14 protein-coding genes are annotated in these 21454 nt (G+C 42.3%); 12 read left to right on the forward strand and 2 right to left on the reverse strand.

From position 1 onward, the window contains the following. Positions 1-46 precede the first annotated feature (46 nt). Together PSM36_RS05405 and PSM36_RS05410 are read left to right on the forward strand one after the other, a co-directional pair. The gene (locus PSM36_RS05405) at positions 47-661 is read left to right on the forward strand and encodes a DUF4230 domain-containing protein (protein WP_076929516.1); all 615 of its coding nucleotides are present in this window, start codon (positions 47-49) and stop codon (positions 659-661) included. 137 nt (positions 662-798) lie between these two features. Then, the gene (locus PSM36_RS05410) at positions 799-1314 is read left to right on the forward strand and encodes a hypothetical protein (protein ID WP_019538954.1); all 516 of its coding nucleotides are present in this window, start codon (positions 799-801) and stop codon (positions 1312-1314) included. On the opposite strand, the gene PSM36_RS05415 is transcribed toward PSM36_RS05410, so the two are convergent. Next, the gene (locus PSM36_RS05415) at positions 1292-1849 is read right to left on the reverse strand and encodes a GNAT family N-acetyltransferase (RefSeq protein WP_019538955.1); all 558 of its coding nucleotides are present in this window, start codon (positions 1847-1849) and stop codon (positions 1292-1294) included. The two genes, PSM36_RS05410 and PSM36_RS05415, sit on opposite strands and share 23 nt — an antisense overlap. An 89-nt stretch (positions 1850-1938) precedes the next feature. Continuing rightward, positions 1939-2661: a DsbA family oxidoreductase gene (locus tag PSM36_RS05420; RefSeq protein WP_019538956.1), complete on the reverse strand. Its 723-nt coding sequence runs from the start codon at positions 2659-2661 to the stop codon at positions 1939-1941. A gap of 319 nt (positions 2662-2980) precedes the next feature. On the opposite strand from PSM36_RS05420, the gene PSM36_RS05425 reads away from it, so the two are divergent. From PSM36_RS05425 to PSM36_RS05470, 10 genes are all read left to right on the forward strand, one after another. Next, positions 2981-3532: an RNA polymerase sigma-70 factor gene (locus tag PSM36_RS05425; protein ID WP_019538957.1), complete on the forward strand. Its 552-nt coding sequence runs from the start codon at positions 2981-2983 to the stop codon at positions 3530-3532. Between the two features lie 330 nt (positions 3533-3862). Further along, positions 3863-4888 carry a FecR family protein gene (locus tag PSM36_RS05430; protein WP_076929519.1) on the forward strand — a complete coding sequence of 342 codons (1026 nt, stop codon included), beginning with the start codon at positions 3863-3865 and terminating at the stop codon, positions 4886-4888. Positions 4889-5091: 203 nt separating this feature from the next. Next, on the forward strand, positions 5092-8562 hold the full coding sequence (locus PSM36_RS05435) for a SusC/RagA family TonB-linked outer membrane protein (protein WP_232001522.1): 3471 nt from the start codon (positions 5092-5094) through the stop codon (positions 8560-8562). A 30-nt stretch (positions 8563-8592) separates the two neighbouring features. Next, on the forward strand, positions 8593-10206 hold the full coding sequence (locus tag PSM36_RS05440; protein ID WP_076929522.1) for a RagB/SusD family nutrient uptake outer membrane protein: 1614 nt from the start codon (positions 8593-8595) through the stop codon (positions 10204-10206). 250 nt (positions 10207-10456) lie between these two features. Next, a complete protein-coding gene (locus PSM36_RS05445; protein ID WP_076932069.1) occupies positions 10457-10981 on the forward strand; it encodes an RNA polymerase sigma-70 factor in 525 nt (174 codons plus the stop codon). A gap of 101 nt (positions 10982-11082) precedes the next feature. Further along, complete coding sequence (locus tag PSM36_RS05450) at positions 11083-12060, forward strand: FecR family protein (protein WP_076929524.1); 978 nt, start codon at positions 11083-11085, stop codon at positions 12058-12060. A 183-nt stretch (positions 12061-12243) separates the two neighbouring features. Beyond that, on the forward strand, positions 12244-15585 hold the full coding sequence (locus tag PSM36_RS05455) for a TonB-dependent receptor (protein WP_083710937.1): 3342 nt from the start codon (positions 12244-12246) through the stop codon (positions 15583-15585). A gap of 27 nt (positions 15586-15612) precedes the next feature. Further along, positions 15613-17088 (forward strand): RagB/SusD family nutrient uptake outer membrane protein, encoded by a 1476-nt coding sequence (locus PSM36_RS05460; RefSeq protein WP_076929526.1) that lies wholly within the window; start codon positions 15613-15615, stop codon positions 17086-17088. A 142-nt stretch (positions 17089-17230) separates the two neighbouring features. Then, positions 17231-19999, forward strand: a complete 2769-nt coding sequence (locus PSM36_RS05465; RefSeq protein WP_076929528.1) for a glycoside hydrolase family 2 protein — start codon at positions 17231-17233, stop codon at positions 19997-19999. A gap of 345 nt (positions 20000-20344) precedes the next feature. Further along, positions 20345-21439, forward strand: coding sequence for a glycoside hydrolase family 88/105 protein (locus PSM36_RS05470; RefSeq protein ID WP_076929530.1), 1095 nt, complete (start codon positions 20345-20347; stop codon positions 21437-21439). Positions 21440-21454: the final 15 nt, after the last annotated feature.

The following is a 21454-nucleotide window of genomic DNA, read 5'->3' on the forward strand; positions in this document are numbered from 1 at the left end:
ATTGGGTATATAATAGCTATGTGTAAGCAATAACAAATTTATAGTAGTGAATACAAAAATAAGGATAAATATACTGACGGTCTTCTTCTTCGTTCTCTCAGTTATTTTAGCGATCCTGCTGCTGGCAGGGAATAAAAGGGCTGAGAAAGAGAGAGGATACGACAGTTCATCGGTGATGAATCGTATTTCCTATATACAGGAGCTGGCATTGGTCAGGTATAACTATACGGGAGTGATCAGTTATAAAGACTACCGTAAGTTTTTAAATATCAATGTGCCGCTGACCGACAAATATTTTTTACTGAAATATAACGGATATATTAAGGCCGGAGTGGATTTTAACCGGATAAATGTGACTGTAGATAACGACACTACTATTCATATCTCGATTCCTAAACCTAAAATACTGGATACAGTGATTGATGAAAAATCAATACAGGTGTACAATGAAAGCGAGAATGCGTTTAATCCCATTAAAATATCGGATTACAACGAGGCGATTTCACGGGAGAAAAATGTGATGATCCGTGATGCAGTTGAACAGGGTATCTACAGGCAAGCGACCGATGAAGCGAAGATTGCTATCACTTCGCTTTTGAGAGAGATGGGTTTTAAAGATATCCATATTACAGAAGAACTGGTCATGCCACAACTGAACTAATGTGCCAACCCCGACAAGTCGGGACAAACAACTTTCAACGGAGTGAAGCATAGTTAAATGTGCCAAGAAACTAATATGTAAATTTACAAATGGGTCTTGAATCTTGGTTCTTGGCTCGTGGTTCTAATTTTAATCGTATGAGATTCACATTCAGGTTATACTTATACTGGGTATCCATTTTCCTGGCTTTTTACGTTGGGATTATCGTAGTAGTCTGTTTTTTGTGGAGGGTGCAAGTCAATCTCTGGCAGGCGGCGTTAGTGTTTTTTATTGTCGGTATGATCCCTCCCGCGATCATTACATATTATTTCTCAAAACGGCTCGATTATATGGAATCGGATGATCCTGATCCTCCCTCTTTTTCCGGTCAGAAGACAGAGCTGTTTCACTTTAACGGACGGACAGAATACCCTTTCGATGAGGTGATGCAGCGGATCGACCGCCAATGGATCATCTCTTATTCTGATAGGAAAAAGAACATCCTGAAGTTCAGAACAGATGCGCGAATGACCTCATGGGGATTAGGGGGATACCTGAAGATGGAGGATAAAGAAAAAATCCTGGTCATCATTTATCCTATCAATCCACGATCAAAAAGAGAAAAACTGATGGTAGAGCAATTACTGCAACTTATGAAATCGGTGCTTGGTTGAAAGGATAACCTTCACAGTAACGGATCACCTCCTCATTCACAAACCGGACAAAATCATTGTGCTGTTCTTTGGTGATCATGTTCGGATAACTTAGTATAAGTAGCTCCTGTGGTTCTGCCTCGAGGCGATAGGGTAGGTGCATAAAGCGATAGGGAGTGAGCGTGTAACCAGCCCGTTCATAGAACTGTAAGCGACGTACCGATAATTCATTGCTGAGGGGATCGATTTCGAGAATGATGGTATGCTCCGAATCACGCAAATATTTCAACATCTGAGATCCGAAACTTTGTCCTCTAAGCTCAGGGTTAACTGCAAGGTACTCCAGATAGCGATAGGAATCCCATTCCCAGAAGAATATCAACCCTATCAATTCCTCTCCTTCCCATGCCGATAAGGGAAAGAATCGCTCATCTGCATGAGCACGCAAATGATCGTCCTTTTTTCGTCTTTCCGCCAATGGAAAACTCTCTTCATACAATTTCCAAACTCTGTCCCAGCGCGCTGTATCGGTGGGATCAATCCGCAAATATTCCATTTATATGCTTCATTGAAAAGTTAGTAAAGACCTGTAGGTCTTATTCCATTGTGTGCAAAGATACCATAATCCTTTCAAACATGAAAAAATTAAATCTCGCACATCCCGTCTGCGTCACATGACTTACCTCTGGTCACTTCCGGTCCCGGCGAAGTATCCTTTTCTGTCCGGTTTTTCCAGTCACTATATGCTTTGTTCAGCACTTTTACAAACAGATCTACCGGTTCCGAGCCTATAACAGCCTGCCGCCTGTCCATCAGAAAAGTGGGTACGGTATCAAACCCAAGATTGGCCGCTTCCTGCATATCTTGCTTTATATCATAGAGATAGTCGTTACTGTCCAACATGCGGCGTATCTCTTCTTCCTCTAAACCCGCCTCTTTCCCGATAGAGACAAGCAACTCCCAATCGCTGTAATCCTTAGCTTCTTCGAAATAAGCTTTCGACAGTTTTCCCAGGACAACGGAATCCAGTTTCTTTTCTGCTGCCAGTTTGATTAATCTGTGTGCGTCACGTGTATTGGCAGCAATTGCGTTGGGGAGAGCAAATGGAATACCTGCCTCGTCAGCCAGCCGCTTGATTCCGGCAAACATATTATCTACATTTTCTTCAGAATATCCTGCCATTTCCGTTAAGTATTGCTTGACAGGGATACCCTTCCCTTTGTCCGGAAGGTTGGGGTTGAGCTGATATGCTTTCCATTCGAGAGTCACTTCATTGGCATGATCAAACTGCCGGAGTGCCTTCTCATAATGTATTTTGCCGATATGGCAATAGGGACACATGATATCTGTCCATACTTCTATCTTCATTTTGATCTTATGTTATCGTTTCTGTGATTAAAGTAAACAAGTTTTCCGCTGTTTTGTTTAACAGGTTGTATGTGTTTATCCATATCAGGTTTTTCGTTAAGCGACATACAGAAGATGAATTTTCTTGTTTAAAGTAAACTTGCCGAAGATGACTTTTATTTATTTTTTATACTTTTGAGGGTTGTTTTAAATCGATGTTAATGTTTACGGCAGACTATTCAACCCGCTTTGACAGGAAATACCCACAGGACAGTCCTGTGCCTGATGTCTTTAACAGCAATGAAAGTTTCACTTTGGTGGATATCTTTAGAATTCCGAAATGAAAAAGCAAAAAGAAGATCAAGGTATTTTTACAGAATATTTTAAAGCTTTTTACCTGCAATATGCCGGAGATCTGGTCTTTTTTGCCCGGCAGTTTGTAGATGCCCATGCAGCGGAGGATATTGTCCACGATATTTTCCTTAAGATATGGGATAAAAGGTCGACGATCATTGTGGAAGAAAATATCAGAAATTACCTTTTGTCTATGGTTCAACATGCCTGTTACGATTATTTGAAACATCAACAGGTGGAGGACACTTTTATGAATAAAGCTGTTCAACAGATTAAGCTGGACGAACTAAAATATTACGAATCGCCGAAAGACTATTTATGGGATAAAGACAAAATAGAAGCTGTTTATGCTTCTATTGAAAAACTACCGTCCAAACGCAGGGAGATTTTTAAGAAGGCCTATCTCGAAGAAAAAAAGCATACCGATATTGCCGAAGAATTGGATATTTCGGTCAGAACGGTAGAGACACATGTCTATAAAGCCCTGAAATTTCTTCGGGATAGTCTGATTACTTTTCTCTTTCTTTCCTTTTTTTGATATAAAATTTTTACTTTTCACACGATTATTTTATTTTTTTACATTTTTGATATGCTCGCTTCGCATAAATCGATTGATGACTAATTATATTATGCACTCTCATTATTTATTTTTTATATAAAAATTTTTCAAAAATAATACGTAGTTCACTTTTAACAATCGTATATATAATATAATAGAGAATACTCTAAATTTAATGATGCAATTCAATTGCTTGGATTATTAATTTGTTTTGGTAAAGCAACTGACGATAAATTGAAACCGAAAAACTTGTTGAGTTCTGGTGAGTTATGGCAAAAGAACAAATAGTTCGACAAAAAGATATGACCAATGAATAAAGACGTTCCGGAAATAGTAGTACGTGTGCTTCAAGGGAACCAGACTGAAGACGATATGCATGTTTTCTTACAATGGTATCATTCTTCACAGGGAAATAAAGATATTTTCTTCCAATTAAAACATATTTATGACTTTCGTAAGGGAGAGAAGTACCCCGATATAATAGAATTGGAGGCAAGTTGGGAGCGTTTATGGGAGAAACTTAAAAAACAATCCGCAACACATATTTCATCATCAGAAACGAACCGGGACAAGCGTTATAGCAGCATCATACGGTATGCAGGAGTAGCAGCAGTTGCTATTTTGCTGATGGTTGTTGGAGTCCGTTTATTTTACAAGGGACGTGATCAGATAGTGTGGATCGAAGTCCGAACCGGAGCCAAAAGTGAGCCGCAAACCATCCGGTTATCCGATGGTTCAGTCGTCTGGCTGAATGCTTCCTCCCTATTCCGGTATCCGGAAAAATTCGGTTCAAAGAACAGGGAGGTATATTTGGACGGAGAAGCATATTTCAGTGTAATGAAAAATGAACGACAGGTTTTCTTAGTCCATACTGACAAACAGCAGATCAATGTATTGGGTACCGAATTCAACGTTCTCGGATATTCTTCCGATCCCTACACCATTACCACGCTTGTAACGGGGAAAGTGACGCTCGGGACGTATGACAATGAAAACAACCTGAAGAATGAAATTATGATGGATCCTAATCAACAGGTCTATTTTGACAAACAGTCTTTTCAAACGACTCTGTCGGAAGTAAATACATTGGACGTTACATCGTGGATGAAAGGTATTTATTCTTTTAGAGACTCACCATTGGAAGAGATAACCCGCCGATTGGAGAAGATTTATGGTGTTACCATTATTATTCCGGATAAAGCGGATAGAGAAGAAGAATATACGGGAAAGTTCTTTGCCCATCAGACGGTAGAAGAAATTGCAGACGTCCTTAATTTCAAAAGGCAATTCCGGTTACAATTCAGGGATGATACGATCTTTCTTCAGAGGAGATGATCCTATAATTCAAAATAGATTAATAACTTAATAAAAACAAATGCCTATGGGAGAAACCTGAGAGATAATAAATAAAGAAAGCCAGGAAACTGCGCGAACAGTATCCCGGCCCATAATTCGTTTTCAATTAATTAAATCACCTCTATTGTCTCACAAGCAACAGTGGAATACTATTTTTTAATTTATCAAAAACATGCAAAGATATGAATAAATTAACAGATCCCCATAGAGTTATATGGAGAAAAAGACCTTTAACCGTGATGTTCATTTTTGTCTTCTTGATTACCGGGAATTTTAATGGTTTTGCCGGTGATTATACCCAAAATGAAAAACTATCGGTAAAGATGCAGCAGGCAACCTTTGATGAGATTGTTTCTGCTATTGAGAATCAGTCTGATTACGTGTTTTTTTATAAAAGCAGTGATGTGGACCGCAACATTCACTATGATGTAGACCTGGAAAACCGGAATATCCATGAGATACTGGATCAATTAATGGAAAATTCTTCTCTTTCTTACAGAATATCAGGAAAATATATTTTTATTGATAAAAAAGAGATAAGAAAAGATAATGAGTTGGTAACTAAGGAGAGCAGTGTATTACAGCAAAGAAAGCAAATCACTGGAACTGTGACTGACGAACAGGGTGAACCTGTTATCGGTGCAAATATTATAGAAAATGGTACAAATAACGGTACTGTCTCCGATATAGACGGGCGTTTTTCGTTGTTGGTAGAGAACGAGAATGCTACTCTCCGTATCTCTTATATTGGTTATATAGAGCAGGAAATTAACATTACCGGAAGAAATTCATTGAATGTTGTTCTGCAGGAAGATACACAAGCGTTAGACGAACTGGTAGTGGTAGGGTACGGTGTTATACGCAAGTCGGACGTGACCGGTTCTATCTCTACGGCCAAGGGTAGTGATATCATTAAATCCCAGTCGTTTAACGCGCTGGAAGGATTAAAGGGAAAAGCGGCTGGCGTGAATATCTTCTCCAATACCGGGCAGCCGGGTGGAGAGATGCGCGTTATTATCCGCGGTATCGCCACCATTAATGCTTCGGCCAGCCCGTTATACGTAGTGGACGGGGTGGTAATGTCTAATTTCCAGTTTCTTAACCCCAATGATATTGAATCGATCGAAGTATTGAAAGATGCTTCTTCCGCGGCGATCTACGGTGCCCGTGGAGCCAACGGTGTGGTGCTGGTAACCACCAAGCGCGGGGGAAATACCGGGAATCAGGCACGTATCTCGTACGATGGATCGGTATCTCTTAGCACGATGGCACGTTACATGGACGTGATGAATTCCAGCGAGTGGATGGCTACTTTCAAGCAGGGGTTGGAGAACGCCAATACCTGGCAAGGAAGGAACTTCACAACCGACCTGTCGCAAATCTTCACTGACCCTCGTTTATTTAATTCCGACGGTTCGCCTAAGTACGATACCGACTGGCAGCGTGAGTCTTCCCGGATGGCTCTCTCCCATAACCACCAGCTCAATATCCAGCGTGGAGATGGTACCTCGTCGATGGGTGCTTTCCTGAACTACACCGACCAACAGGGTATCCTGCATAATACCTATATGAAACGCCTGAATGCCAAGTTAGCGTACGACGACAAGCCCACCAAGTGGTTATCGACCGGCGTAAACCTCTTGGTAAACCACACTTGGGCGAACAGGACTTCGGATAATCCGTATGGACAGGGCGCGTTGCGTACCATGGTAGAGTTATCGCCTTTTATACCAGTAATGCTGGATGGAGTTTACATGCAGTCAAACGATGTCCAGACATCTTCTATTCTCAGGGACCAGAACAATCCCAATAGTGGATCGCAAGGATTTAGCCCCGAGGGGGTTGGTAACCCGGTAGAACTTCTAAAGAGACTGGAAGCCATGCAGTACCGGACGCAAATATTCGGGAACACCGCATTGACGTTCCACCTCAACAAAGATTTGGAACTGAAAACGCAGTTCGGTGTCGATTATCACAATAACCGCAACGCCAATTACACCCCGTTCACCCCGCGTCCTTTAATCAACCAAAGCGCGAATGATGGAGCAGCATCAGCAAATAACTCAAACACCTTCTACTGGCAGGAAGAAACCTACCTGACCTATAACAAGGAGATTGGCAAGCATTATATCAATGCCTTGGCAGGGGTGTCGTGGCAAGAGCGTACGTACACTTACTTTAGTGCATCCGATAAAATCTATTCGGATGACTTCTATGGTTACTATAATATGGGATCGGGGACTGAACGTCCTTCAGTTAGCAATGACCACGACCGGTGGGCGATGAACTCCTACTTTCTGCGTGGGGTATATTCCTACGACAGCAAGTACATGGCCACCTTGACGAGCCGCTGGGACGGTTCCTCTAAGTTCGGTGCCAATAACAAGTATTCCTGGTTCCCCTCTATAGGCCTTGGCTGGATGATGTCAAGCGAGGATTTCCTGATTGATAACCCTGTGATCAGTCGGTTAAAGCCACACACCTCTTTCGGGGTGACCGGTAACTCGGAGATCGGGACCTACGCGTCGCTGGCTACCATTGGTCAATCGACCACGATCATCGGAGAATCATTGCAGACTGTTTCGTATAGATCCCGCATGCCTAATCCTGACTTGAAGTGGGAGAGAACGAACCAGTGGGACGTTGGTATCGACCTGGGTTTATTTAATAACCGGATTAACGTAGAAGCTTCTTATTACTATAAGTATACTACCGACCTCTTGCTTGGGCGCCCATTACCAAGATCAACTGGGTTCTCATCGATCACGAGCAATATAGGGGAGGTTTCCAACCGCGGGATTGACTTGTTGATCAATGCTTATCCCATCGACAACCAGAACTTCCAGTGGAACACCACCTTTAACTTGAGTTTCAACAAGAACCGCGTCGAGAAACTGGACGAGAGTTCATCGGTTGACCCGCTCACCGGTAAGCGCCAAATCCTTCTCGACGGTTTCGTCGGCTACGACATGCTGATCCGCGAAGGTGAGGAGCTCTCCACCTTCTACGGCTACAAACGAGCCGGTATCTATGATGGCAATCCTGCCAATTGGAATACTGAAACAATGAATGTGCCTTCCACGATTGGTGAAAAGGTAACCTATAAAGAGCGTGAAATCCTTGGTAACGGGTTGCCTGATTGGATGGGTTCTCTTATCAATACATTCAATTACAGGGGGTTCGATCTGACTGTCGATCTGCAGTTTTCATTGGGCGCGGATATCATGCAGGAGTATTTCCACTCTGCCGAAGGACGTTTTCTTACCAGTGGTCTTGATCGCCTTTGGCAGGAAGCATGGCACCCTACGCTGAATCCCAACGGCAGTGCACAAGCTATCCGCTTGGCTAATTTCGGGATGGGTAATAACGCCAATGCCGATGATACTTGGGTGGCCGACGGTTCTTACCTGCGTGGTAACCTGATCCAATTAGGATACACGTTTAGTTCGAGTGCCGTTCAAAACATGGGGCTTTCTGCATTGCGTTTCTATGCTAACGTGAACAACGCGTTCCTGGTCACCTCGTCGGATTATTTGGGATACGATCCGGATAACTCCTCGCGTTTGGGCGATAACAAATGGGGTACCAACCGCCAGTTCTTTACCTATCCACGTGCGAGGACATTCACGTTCGGTATCAATCTGACATTTTAATTAGTAATTTGAAATTAATTATAATATCATATGAAAATAAATAAATATATATCCATCCTTTGCATGATTGCAATCTCGCTGTGGATGAGTTCATGCACTAGTTTTTTAGAAGAGAACCCGCTGGATGAAAAGACCGACGGCCAGTTCTGGCGGACTCTGTCCGATGCTCAAACGGCTGTTAATGCACTGTATTTTGGAGGAGTTCCCTACTTGCATAATATCGACGTGGATGGTGGTTGGACACCCAAAGCTACCATGTGGGGTGGTGTCATGTCCGGGTTATTTGTCGATAAACGCAAAGACCGGACATTTACCAACGCGTCCGAAGGGGGTAACTTTAATATCGAGTCGTTTAATTCTACGTCGCTGAAGATTTGGACCGAGTTCTATATCGGGATCTCCCGGGCGAATTTCGTGATCGCCAATATTCCCGAGATGACCGACGTACTGACACCCGCGCAGATCGATAATTTTGTGGCTCAAGGAAAGTTCTTCCGGGCATATGCCTATTTTTACCTCGTAAAGGAGTATGGCGACGTACCCTATATCGACTTTCCTTATAATTCCTTGGAAGGTATCTACCAGGAGCGTGTCCCGGCGGCACAGGTGTACCAGCACATTGAAGCCGACCTACTGGATATCATCGCGGGGAACGCGTTGCCCAACATAGCGTTCTACGACAATGGAGGGTACGTGACCCGGCCAATGGCCCAAACCTTGTTGGCTAATGTTTACCTGCAATGGGCCGGTGCTCCGGTTAACGGCGGGAACGAGTATTATACCAAGGCGGCCAACATGGCCCTCAACGTGATTAATGGTGGGCAGCACGCCTTGATCCACCCGAGTGGAACGACCAATGATCTTAACTCGGCGTATAATATCATCAAGACAACGAAAGATTCGAACGAGATCATCTTCGCCAAGGAGTTTAATCAGACCAGCTTTAACGTGGGTAATTCTTATGCAGTACGGTCCATCGAAACCGATGCTTTCCAGTGGGGTATTTTCAAGCCGGGAGGCGACGTTTTATACAATGCCTACCTGCCTTGCGATATGTTGCTTAACAGCTATCATCCTTCCGATATCCGCGGACAGGAGAAACAGTTTTTCTTCTGGGAATATACTTCGCCCGACGGAGAAGATTTCGAGCTGAATTATGCCGGGAACTGGGCGTGGTTCGATGAGGGATCGTTGATTAACGGGCGTAACGGCGACTATAACATGCCCACGTTCCGCTATGCGGAAGTGCTGTTGATTGCTGCTGAAGGACTTGCACGGACAGGCAACGAAGGCGATGCCAGGGGCTACCTCAACCAGGTACGTACACGTGCCGGGTTGGCCAACGAAACCGCCAGTGGCGACGCGTTGATCCAATCTATCCTGACCGAGCGCTTCCACGAGTTCCCGTTGGAATTCAAGATCTGGGACGATATTCGCCGTACCCGTCTCTATCCCGAGGCCGATGGAATGCAGTCGGGCACGCTGAGATGGGTTCCGCTTGCAACGGCAGCTATCCAGAACAAACCGGAAGGAAGTACCCGCGTAGGTGCTATACCCGAGCATGCCCTGCTATGGCCGATCCCGTTAAGTGAAATGCAAGCTAATCCTTTGCTGGAAGGAAACCAAAATCCGGGATGGAGTTAAGCAAATGATTATAGCTTTCTGTTAATTAAGAAGATATATTATAAGTAGAGCCCCAAAAGTTTTGTAAAACTTTTGGGGCTTATTGTAATTTATATATGCCGGTTATCAATTAGTTAAGCATTGTGGCGTGTAATAGTAAATACTATATGGGACGAAAGATGTGTAACCTTATGGAAGAAATGCAAAAAAACAGTAAATGATTGGTTTTTTATTTAAAAAGCTTAAATTTGCATCCGAAACTAATATGTCAATGAAGTCTCAATACCCTATATACAAGATAGATACATCCTCTTTCCGGATTATATATGATCTATATTTTGAGCCGGTATGTCTGTTTCTGAATTATTATACTAGGGATGTAGCGGCTATTGAAGATGTGGTACAGGATGTTTTTGTCAGTTTGTGGGAAAATAAAGAATATTTGGAAATCCAATATCTGAAAACCTATCTTTATAATGCAGCCCGTAACCGGATGCTGAACTATTTGCGGAACAAGGAGAAAAGGGTTGTTTTGCTCAATAAATGGATAGAGGAGAAAGAAATGGCAGAAACAAGTCCTGATTGCTATGATATGGAAGAATTCTCTGCCATATTGAAGAAAGCAGTTGATCAATTACCGGAAAAATGCAGGGCTATTTTTATCCTGAATAAAGAACGGAAGTTTACTTATCAACAGATTGCAGATCATTATCATATCTCGGTAAAAACAGTAGAAACCCAGATGTCCATCGCTCTGAAACGAATTCGAAAACAGGTTGCTTCTGCTTTAGAATGAGGGATGTGTTATAAAACATATTTTTTGCCTTAAATAAAATAAATTTGCTTTAGGGGTATTTTACTTCTTAAGGGTCTCTATTATAAATGATATAAAAAGAGATGAAAGTACCCTATGAGCAAATTGCCGCCTACCTGAGTGGAAAAGCACTTCCTTGGGAAAAGGCGGAAGTGGATGAATGGCTTGCTGAAAGCGCTGAACATCGTTCCCTCTTTCGTTCCCTCGAAAAAGAATGGAGCTTCCTTAAGGAGGGGACTCCGCTCTCATTACCGGATAAGGAACAGGTGTGGACGAAGATCCGGGGAATGATAGATTTTCCGGTTACAACCGCATTATATTCAAAACAAATATTGATTAAATATATCAGTTTAACAGCTTGTATTGCCTTGCTTTTTGGGGTGGCTCTCTCATTGCTGTTTAATAGCGGAAGAGGGGAGTCTACACAGTTTACAGCTTATGCCCCTTTGGGTGAAAAAGCACAGCTTACCCTTCCCGATTCTTCGAGGGTATGGTTAAATTCCGGTTCCACACTAACCTATTTTACTCAATCCCGTCAACGTAGGGTCCATTTGCAGGGAGAAGCTTTCTTTGAAGTGACAAAAGATCCCCGTAAGGTATTTATTGTTCAATCGGGAGACGTGAGCGTGCAGGTGCATGGTACAAGTTTTAATGTTTCTGCTTATGATACAGATCCAGATATAGCGGTTTCACTTGAGAGCGGATTGGTGTCACTCTTCAATAATAAAAATGGAGTTGTCTTGGCACAGTTGCAACCTAACCAGATGGGACGTGTTTCGAAAGCAGACCTGAGTTGCAGTATTGTTGCCGATGACACTGGCATAACCAAACTATGGACGAATAACATACTGAAGGTGTATGACAACAATATTTATGAAGTTGTAAAAAAATTGGAGCGCTGGTATGGAGTGGATATTACCCTTGAGAATGCGAATCCTGATTCACGTTATACATTTGTTGTTAAAACCGAATCAATGAAAGAGTTGTTGGGATTATTGAATAAAATGACCCCAATTGCTTATAAAATAGAAGGAAAGGAGGTGACTATTCGTCTAAGATAGAGAATTACCAAAAAGAAAAAGCACGAAGAACGGGCATTCCTCATGCTTTTAAACTAAACATCATTACTCATTCATTTCTTTGTGCTATCGATTATTTATCGATAGGCATCACATGATTTTTGATCGTTTAGAATTACAAATTTAAGTAAAAAAACAATTCAACTAATTTAAATCATATTTATCATGTGTAAAAAGGTATTATTATCCTTTTTGTTATTCTTTCTGTTAACCAATGTGCATGCCGATAATATGCAACGTGTTGATGTTAAATTGAATAACATAAGTCTAAGAGAATTTTTCTCTTATATCGAGAAAAACTATCCCTATACATTTATGTATGACAACACCGAAATCAATGATAAAGAACGGATTTCGGTGAATGAAAGAAATCAGCCGATTACAAATGTATTGTCATCTGTATTGAAGGATAAGGGTATAAACTATGAAATACAAGGTTATCAAATAATCTTGTCGAAGAAAGATGCTATTGATCAATCAGATGTCAGGCAGGCAGGACGAAAAACAGTAACCGGAAAGGTGCTGGATGAAAACGGCGACCCTGTGATCGGAGCAAATATTGTTGAAAAAGGAACAACCAACGGAACCGTAACCAATATAGATGGGGATTTTACATTGACCGTAGAAAACAATGCTGTAATTCAGATTTCTTATATCGGTTATCTGGTACAGGAGGTCAACTCGACGGGAAGGAATTCCGTCAATATTGTTTTACAGGAGGATTCAAAAACACTGGATGAAATTGTGGTTGTGGGCTATGGGACAATGAGAAAACGGGACTTGACAGGTTCAGTATCATCCATTAAATCGGAAGATATACAGCGTTCGCCTGTTACCTCGCTTGACCAGGCTATCCAGGGTAAAGCAGCCGGAGTGCAGGTGTCACAAGCCTCTTCAGCTCCGGGTGGCAGGGTTCTGATCCGCGTTCGTGGAGGTAACTCGTTAAGTAGTAGCAATGAACCTCTGTATGTTGTGGATGGTTTTCCCGTCTCAGCAGGAGGTTCAGCAGGAGGTAACGGTACAGCACAGAATCCGCTGGCTACATTAAATACGGCGGATATTGCTTCTATAGAAATATTGAAAGACGCATCGGCGACGGCAATCTATGGTGCCCGAGGCGCCAATGGTGTAGTTTTGATTACAACAAAAAGAGGAGATATAGGAAGGCCACGTGTTACTTTGGATGCTTATCATGGAGTGCAAACCGTAGCTAAAAAACTTGATATGATGAATGCCCGGGAATATGCCACTTTAGTAAATGAAGCAAGGGCTAACGACGGGCAAAGTCCTGTATTTCCCAATCCGAATAATCCTTATTATTTCCCTGACATCTCTGCTTTAGGTGAAGGTGTTGATTATCAGGATGAGGTATTTACCAGCGCTCCCACTCAAAATTATAATCTCAGTGTAGTCGGTGGTAATGATGGAATTCGTTATTCTGTCGGGGGAGGCTATTTCGGTCAGGATGGGATTATTAAAAACAGTAATTTCAACCGCGCCTCTTTCCGTTCCAACCTGGATATTAAAATAGTGCCGAGTCTGACGGTCAGTACCAATATCACGGCCAGTCACAGTTGGGCAAATGGAATGCCTTCCGAAGGTGACGGAGGTGGCGGTACAGGTGGCGTTGTGCATGGCGCCGTTGTGATGCCCGCATCCGTGCCTATCTATGATGCAGATGGTAATTATACGATGACAAATCCTACCCCGGGAGGTACCCCCAGTAATAATCCTGTTGCTACGGTCAATCATTATAAGGATAATCAGGAAATAGATCGTTTCCTGGGTTCTGTCGATGCAAACTGGGAGATTATGAAGGACCTGACTCTGAAAATTACTTTTGGGGCAGATTTGTCCACAGCCAACAGGGCTTTTTACTGGCCTAAACAGACACATAGGGGAAATTCCAAAAATGGGGAAGCAAATCAGAGGTATCGTAAAGATGTATCTTACCTGAATGAAAATATCCTGACTTATAACAAAGTATTGGGAGATCATTCATTTAATGTGGTGGGTGGTTATACCTGGCAAATCTTCCATTACAAACATTTTGAAGCATCTTCAACCGGTTATTCCACAGATTTGTATTTAGCCAATAACTTAGGAGCCGGAACCACCTATGGACAACCCGGATCAAACAGGTCGCAAAACCAATTGGCATCCTATTTGGGCCGGTTGAATTATATTTATAAAGACCGGTATCTGTTTACATTGACGGCACGTGCCGACGGTAGTTCTAAATTCGGAGCGAATAATAAATGGTCTTTCTTCCCTTCTTTTGCGGTGGCCTGGAGAGCTTCTGAAGAAGCATTCCTGAGGGAAGTGGATTGGTTATCTAATCTTAAAGTAAGAGCGAGTTATGGAAAGACAGGTAATCAGAATATAGACAATTATAAATCGTTGGCTATGCTTGGAACCATGAATTATGCCTTAGGAGGTGTGTTGAATTCAGGTGTAGGTCCTAATAATATTCCGAATCCCGATTTAAAATGGGAAACAACAGCCTCTACAGATGTAGGATTGGATATAGGATTATTTAATAACAGGTTGTCTCTGGTTGTAGATTATTATTACAAAAAGACCACTGATTTATTGTGGAATATCAGTACCCCAAGTTCGGTTGGATTTGGTTCGATATTTAAAAACATCGGAAGTCTGGAGAATAAAGGATTGGAGATAACTTTAGGAGCAGACGTCTTCACCGGGGAATTCAAATGGAACACCCAAATGAACTGGTCGAGAAACCGGAATAAAGTGTTGGAAATACCAGGATATACCCCCAGTACGCAGGGAACCCTATCCGGACACTTGAAAGTAAACGGAAGCTGGCTAGAACCCGGGTTACCGGTAGGTGTATGGAATCTGTTGAAATATGATGGCGTATTTCAGGATCAGGCACAATTGGAGGCCGGTCCACGCTCTTCGGCTAATGACAAGTTGGGTGACGCCCGCTTCGTCGATAAAAATGGAGATGGAAAGATCAATTATACCGACGACCGCATGATTGTGGGGGATCCAAATCCCGATTTTATCTATGGCTGGACCAATAACTTTTCTTTTAAAGGATTTGACTTCTCGGTATACCTGCAGGGATCGTATGGTAATGACATCATTAACATCCAACGTGCAGAAACGAATATTTCAGGTCCCTGGGGAAATCAGCGCAGGGAGATCCTAAATCGCTGGACACCCACCAATACAAATACAAGTGTTCCAAGAGCACGCGTGACTGTTGATCCGCTGTTGTTGCAATCAGACTGGTTGATAGAGGATGGCAGTTATATGAGGGTTAAAACAATGACGTTGGGTTATACATTCGGGAATGTCAGATTTATGAATTCTCTCCGTCTTTACGTAACCGGCCAAAATTTGTTTACCATTACCAATTATAGTGGTTTTGACCCGGAAGTGAACTCCCAGGGGAATAGTAATCTTCAGTTAGGAGTGGATTATAATGCATATCCGTCTGCTAAGGCGGTGCTGTTTGGAGTGAATATATCATTCTGATTTACTAATTATTAAAGTGTGATTATTATGAAGGTTAAACAAGCAATATTCGCCTTAGTCGCCATTCTATTATGTTTGAATGGTTGTCATGACAGTTTTCTGGAAGAGAAAGTGTACAGCAATATTACCCCGATCAATTTTTATAAAACCGAGGAGGATGCCAAGGCAGCCTTGATCTCTGTCTATAATACTTTGCGTCACAGCAATGCTTTTCAGCGTCAGATCATACTGGCTGCGGAATATCCCGGGGAAGCAACATGGAATAACTTTTCCGGTGAAGCCTGGCGTACGGAAATGGATCAGTTTACATGGACAACCAGTTCTACCGGATTTTACCAAATATGGTCTCAATTATACGTTACTATCAATCGGGCAAATACAGTGCTTACTTATCTGGACAATATCGAGTTCAAAACTCCCGGTTTAAAAGAGAAGATAATTGGTGAGACACGTTTTCTCCGTGGACTTGCTTATCTTTATCTGATCCGTTTCTTTGAGAACGTGCCTCTCAAAACAGAAGAGAATATGGCTGAAATTGAAAGTTCAAATGAGGGAACAAGTGAAGCCGTCTGGACACTTATTTTTGATGATTTTGAATATGCCAAAAATAATCTGAACCCGAAGAATAGCGGTGCGGATGTGGGAAGGGCCACTGCAGGGGCAGCGCAGACCATGTTAGCCAAAGCCTATTTGTCATATGCGGGGAAACCCTGGAATAAATCGGAATATTGGAGTAAGGCGGCACAGGAAGCGAAATCGGCCATTGATAACAGTGCTTATGGTTATGACCTGGAACAAGATTATGAAAGAGTCTTCTTGTTAGAGAATGAACACGGTTCCGAGTATATTTTCAGTGTGGAGTATGAAAGTTTTATGTCACAAGGTTGGGACTGGCCCACTTTTACGGGCATCAGAAGCGGTGACCAGATTAAGTTGGATGGATGGTCGTCACTTACTGTAGAAACAGAGTTTTTCAACAGTATGGCGACAACAGATAAACGAAGGAGTAAAACTTTTGTCCTTTCTTACCAAGGGATAAACAATCCGGACAGAACTTATACATATCCGGAAAGTATAGCAATCCCTCACTATAATAAATATATCGACAGGACAGATGTTGGTAACGGTACGGCAGATTATGCCCTGAATCATTATATAACCAGATTCTCAGATCTGTTATTGATGCATTCTGAAGCTGAGAATGAATTGAATGGCCCCACTGAAAATGCGTTGTACGGAATTAACCGTGTACGGGCGAGAGCCGGTCTTCCTCTTTTAAAAGCGTCTGATTATACCAAGGAAACGCTTCGGGAAGCCATTTTCCAGGAGAGGTTATGGGAATTATGCCAGGAAGGTCATGTGTGGTTTGATATGAAACGGATGAATCTGATGACTACACGAATTAAAAAATACAAAGTAGAAGAGAAACATTATGTTTTTCCCGTTCCTCAGAATGAATTGGATGCTAATCCTAATTTAGTACAGAATAGCTTGTATAAATAGTAGTTATATGTTAGACCACAGAGTAAAAAATTATTGGATTTTTCATTCTGTGGTCTAAGATTTTATATATTTTCGTATTATGAAACGGGCTCGTACATCCTAAATCTCGTATCATGATTTTTATGTCTAAATTTTTAATCGTATGAAGAAGATCATTTTATTGTGTGTAAGTTTACTGACTTTTTTGTCTTATGGACAGCAGACAGAATCCCTGTATCTGTCCGGTACGGGAAGTGACAATACCGTCTTATGGGATTTTTTCTGTACGGCAGGACGCAAAAGCGGGGAATGGGCTAAGATCCCGGTTCCCTCTAATTGGGAGTTCGAAGGTTTTGGCCAGTTTACTTATGGACATGATAAGGAACGCATCAATGAGACTGGCCTGTATCGCCATTCATTTGTGTTACCCGAGATATGGAAAGGGAAACAAATTAATATCGTATTTGAAGGTGTGATGACAGATACCGAGGTGAAGGTAAACGGGCAAGTTGCCGGAGAAATTCACCAAGGAGGTTTTTATTGTTTTAAATATGATATTACAGATTTACTGAAATTTGGTGAAGATAATCTTCTGGAGGTTACTGTTCACAAATCATCTTCGAATGAGTCTGTAGAAAATGCTGAACGAAAGTCCGATTTCTGGGTATATGGAGGAATATACCGCCCGGTATGGTTAGAGGTGCTCCCGAAGGAGCATATTGACCGGGTTGCCATTGATGCCCGATGTGATGGAATTTTTCAAATGGATGTTTTCCTTAGCGATAATATAGGGAATGCGCAGGTAACGGCTCAGGTAAAAACGCTGGAGGGTAAATTATTTGGGAATGCCATCACTGCTAATACGGACAAATCCGGCATAACCCGTTTATCCGCAGAATTTGATAATCCTAAATTGTGGTCATCCGAGTTTCCGAACAGATACCAGGTAGAAGTATCTTTGATTAAGAATGGAAAAAACGTACACAATATTACAGAAAAATTTGGTTTTCGCACTGCAGAGTTGCGTCCGGGTGATGGTTTCTATATAAACGGGAGCAGGATAAAGTTTAAAGGAGTCAACAGGCATACACACTGGCCTACCACAGGCAGGGCTACCAGCTATTCCATCAGTTTAATGGATGCCCTTCTGATAAAGGAGATGAACATGAATGCTGTCAGAATGTCGCATTACCCTCCCGACCGGCATTTTCTTGATATATGTGATTCCTTGGGACTGTATGTCATTGATGAGCTTACCGGTTGGCAGTCCATGTATGACACTGAAGTTGGGAAGAAACTCGTCCGGGAATTAGTAGTCAGGGATGTGAATCATCCGAGTATTGTAATGTGGGCAAATGGCAATGAGGGAGGATTTAATTTCGATTTGGTGCCGGAATATCCTAAATTCGATATTCAAAAGAGGCATGTTTTCCACCCCTGGTTGGAGGAAGAATATACCAATACCTATCACTATCCTGCATACGGGGTAGGAACCAATTTTTTGTTCAATGGGAATAAATTGTTTTTTCCGACGGAGTTTATGCATGGATTATATGACGGTGGGCATGGTGCAGGATTGGATGATTTCTGGAACCTTATTCAATTCAATCCTTTGGGTGCCGGTGGATTTTTGTGGGATCTGGTAGATCAAGGTGTGGTTCGAAGTGATAGGGATAACGAGATAGATACCGATGGCAACCATGCTGCTGATGGTATTGTAGGGCCTTTTCGTGAAAAAGAGGGTAGTTTCTATACTATCAAAGAGATTTGGTCGCCCGTCTACCTGGAGGGGACCACATTCCTGCCTCCTTCGTTCGATGGTGTTTTCAGGGTACAGAATCGTTACCATTTTACAAACCTGAATCAATGTAGCTTTACGGCAAAATGGATCAATTTCGATTATCTTGCCGGTGTAAAGAACGAACTGGAGACGGATGTTTCCGTGGCAGATATCCCTCCGGGATTTAATGGGCTGATAAAAGTTTCGCTCCCGGAGGATATTTCCGATTATGACGCTTTGTCTTTGACCGCTACCGATATATATGGCAGGGAGATTCATACCTGGACGAGAACAATTACTCCTGCCTCCCGGTATGCCTTGAGATTAATTGAAAGAGAGAATAGTATTGTTAAGCAGGAGGAGCAGAATGGCGAAATTATATTGAGTAGTAAAGATGTCAGGCTTGTAATAGATCGAACGAGTGGAATTATCCGCCAGATTGAGAGCAATGGACAACGATTGTCCCTTACAAATGGACCCAGGTATACTAACGGAAATATGGCCCTGGATGAACTGGATAAAGTTGTGGAGGATAATCTGGAGAAAATACGACTGAGTTTTAGGGATGAAAACAGCAGCCGGCCGGGTAGGCGAAATGTGATTACGTTATCATTGCTACCTTCGGGATGGATTGAGATTGACTATTCATTTGATGTGGGAGGTTATCATGATCACATAGGGATCACATTTGATTATCCGGAAGATAAAGTAAAACATGTCAAATGGCTGGGGAACGGGCCTTACAGGGTTTGGAAAAACAGGATGAAAGGAGTCTCTTTCAATATCTGGGAAAAAGAGTATAACAATACCATTACCGGAGAGTCATGGGAATATCCTGAATTTAAAGGGTTTCATTCTAACCTGTATGCGGCAGACCTTGCCACGGATGAAGGGATCCTGCGGATAGTGGCAGCTTCTGAAGATTTGTTTCTCCATTTGTTCACTCCGGACAATCCGGTGAAGCGTAATAACGATAATACACTCGGAGTGTTCCCGGATGGGCAGCTGTCCATACTCAACGCAATCAGCCCGGTTGGAACGAAATTCAAACAGGCTAAAGAACTTGGGCCGCAGAGCCGGCAGAATTATTTTTTGAGTTCCGGACATGCTGAACCATTAAGGGGAAAAGTCTATCTGAAGTTTATTCCTTGAAATGGCCATGCATATTATTACACAAATATATGTGACTAAAGCGAACGTTTTCGTTAAGCTAAAATAACGGTTAAGCGAGGGCAATGTCAAGCTCGCTTGGAACATTGCCGAGCAATAGTTATTTATCCAAATGAGCATAGTACAAGCTTGCTTGTACTATGCCATAGCGAGAATTGAAAATCGAGGAGCGAAGGCGACTCAATTGAAAATCGAGGAATGAAGGTGACTCAATTAACAATCGAGGAGCGAAGGTGACTCAAAACGACTAACTTTAGTGAAGGCTTTTAGTTGCAATCATAAGATAAGAGAAACTTAGGTAAACACTCAAATAAAAACTAACCAAAAATGAAGAAAATTCTTTTTTTTATTGCAGGGATATTATTATTCCTATCTTGTAGTATGCATAAGGCAGATTCTGTTTTTGCCCCTGGGACGATCAGGCAGACAATGAACAAAGTGGCTGAGTGGCAAATTAAAAATCCACGCCATGCCCCGAATGACTGGACGAACGGAGCTTTTTATGCCGGGCTATTTGCCGCCTGGGAGACAACAAAATCGCAGACAATCTACGATGCAATGATGGCGATGGGAAATGATTCCACCCAATGGCGGCCATATAAACGCTGGTATCATGCAGATGATATTGCCATTTGTCAGACTTATATAGATTTGTACAGGATTGAAAAACACCAGGAGATGATTCAGCCTACCATTGACACTCTTGCGATTTTATTTGAGAATCCCTATCCGTATAAGGGAATTCAGGTAATCAAATGGTGGTGGTGCGATGCCTTGTTTATGGCTCCGCCGGTATTAGCGAAATTAGGAACGACGTTAAATGATCCGACCTATTATCAATATAATGATCAATATTTCAAAGAATGTTATGATTTGTTGTATAATAAGGATGAGAAACTTTTTGCCCGTGATTTGAATTATGTCATAAAAGGGGATACAACCGATCGCTGGGAAGCAAATGGGCAACGTATTTTCTGGTCCCGTGGTAATGGTTGGGTCATGGGAGGTCTGGCACGGCTTCTGGAGGAATTACCGGAGGATTATCCGGAGCGACCTTTCTATGAACAGCTATTCAAGGAAATGGCAGGACGTGTATTGTCTCTCCAGCAAGAGGATGGATTATGGAGAGCCAGTTTGCTTGATCCGGATTCCTATCCGGGTGGGGAAGTGAGTGGTTCAGGATTTTTCTGTTATGCGTTTGCCTGGGGGGTAAATAATGGTTTATTGGATAGTAAGACCTATAAACCTGCCATTGAGAAATGCTGGGAGGCTTTGAATAATTGTGTGAATGAAGAGGGTCGTGTAGGATGGGTACAGCCCATCGGGGCAGATCCCCGAAAGAACTTTGATGAAAACAGTTGGGAGGTGTATGGTACCGGAGCGTTTTTACTGGCGGGAAGCGAAGTGATTAAACTGCGTTAAGTTGATTAAAAAAAG

The sequence above is a fragment of the Proteiniphilum saccharofermentans genome, from assembly GCF_900095135.1.
GTDB lineage: Bacteria > Bacteroidota > Bacteroidia > Bacteroidales > Dysgonomonadaceae > Proteiniphilum > Proteiniphilum saccharofermentans.

Excerpts from the sequence above, each read along its gene's own strand:
- PSM36_RS05410 (WP_019538954.1), top strand. The coding sequence starts at position 799 with ATGAGATTCACATTCAGGTTATACTTATACTGGGTATCCATTTTCCTG.
- PSM36_RS05415 (WP_019538955.1), bottom strand. The coding sequence starts at position 1,849 with ATGGAATATTTGCGGATTGATCCCACCGATACAGCGCGCTGGGACAGA.
- PSM36_RS05420 (WP_019538956.1), bottom strand. The coding sequence starts at position 2,661 with ATGAAGATAGAAGTATGGACAGATATCATGTGTCCCTATTGCCATATC.
- PSM36_RS05425 (WP_019538957.1), top strand. The coding sequence starts at position 2,981 with ATGAAAAAGCAAAAAGAAGATCAAGGTATTTTTACAGAATATTTTAAA.
- PSM36_RS05430 (WP_076929519.1), top strand. The coding sequence starts at position 3,863 with ATGAATAAAGACGTTCCGGAAATAGTAGTACGTGTGCTTCAAGGGAAC.
- PSM36_RS05435 (WP_232001522.1), top strand. The coding sequence starts at position 5,092 with ATGAATAAATTAACAGATCCCCATAGAGTTATATGGAGAAAAAGACCT.
- PSM36_RS05440 (WP_076929522.1), top strand. The coding sequence starts at position 8,593 with ATGAAAATAAATAAATATATATCCATCCTTTGCATGATTGCAATCTCG.
- PSM36_RS05445 (WP_076932069.1), top strand. The coding sequence starts at position 10,457 with ATGAAGTCTCAATACCCTATATACAAGATAGATACATCCTCTTTCCGG.
- PSM36_RS05450 (WP_076929524.1), top strand. The coding sequence starts at position 11,083 with ATGAAAGTACCCTATGAGCAAATTGCCGCCTACCTGAGTGGAAAAGCA.
- PSM36_RS05455 (WP_083710937.1), top strand. The coding sequence starts at position 12,244 with ATGTGTAAAAAGGTATTATTATCCTTTTTGTTATTCTTTCTGTTAACC.
- PSM36_RS05460 (WP_076929526.1), top strand. The coding sequence starts at position 15,613 with ATGAAGGTTAAACAAGCAATATTCGCCTTAGTCGCCATTCTATTATGT.
- PSM36_RS05465 (WP_076929528.1), top strand. The coding sequence starts at position 17,231 with ATGAAGAAGATCATTTTATTGTGTGTAAGTTTACTGACTTTTTTGTCT.
- PSM36_RS05470 (WP_076929530.1), top strand. The coding sequence starts at position 20,345 with ATGAAGAAAATTCTTTTTTTTATTGCAGGGATATTATTATTCCTATCT.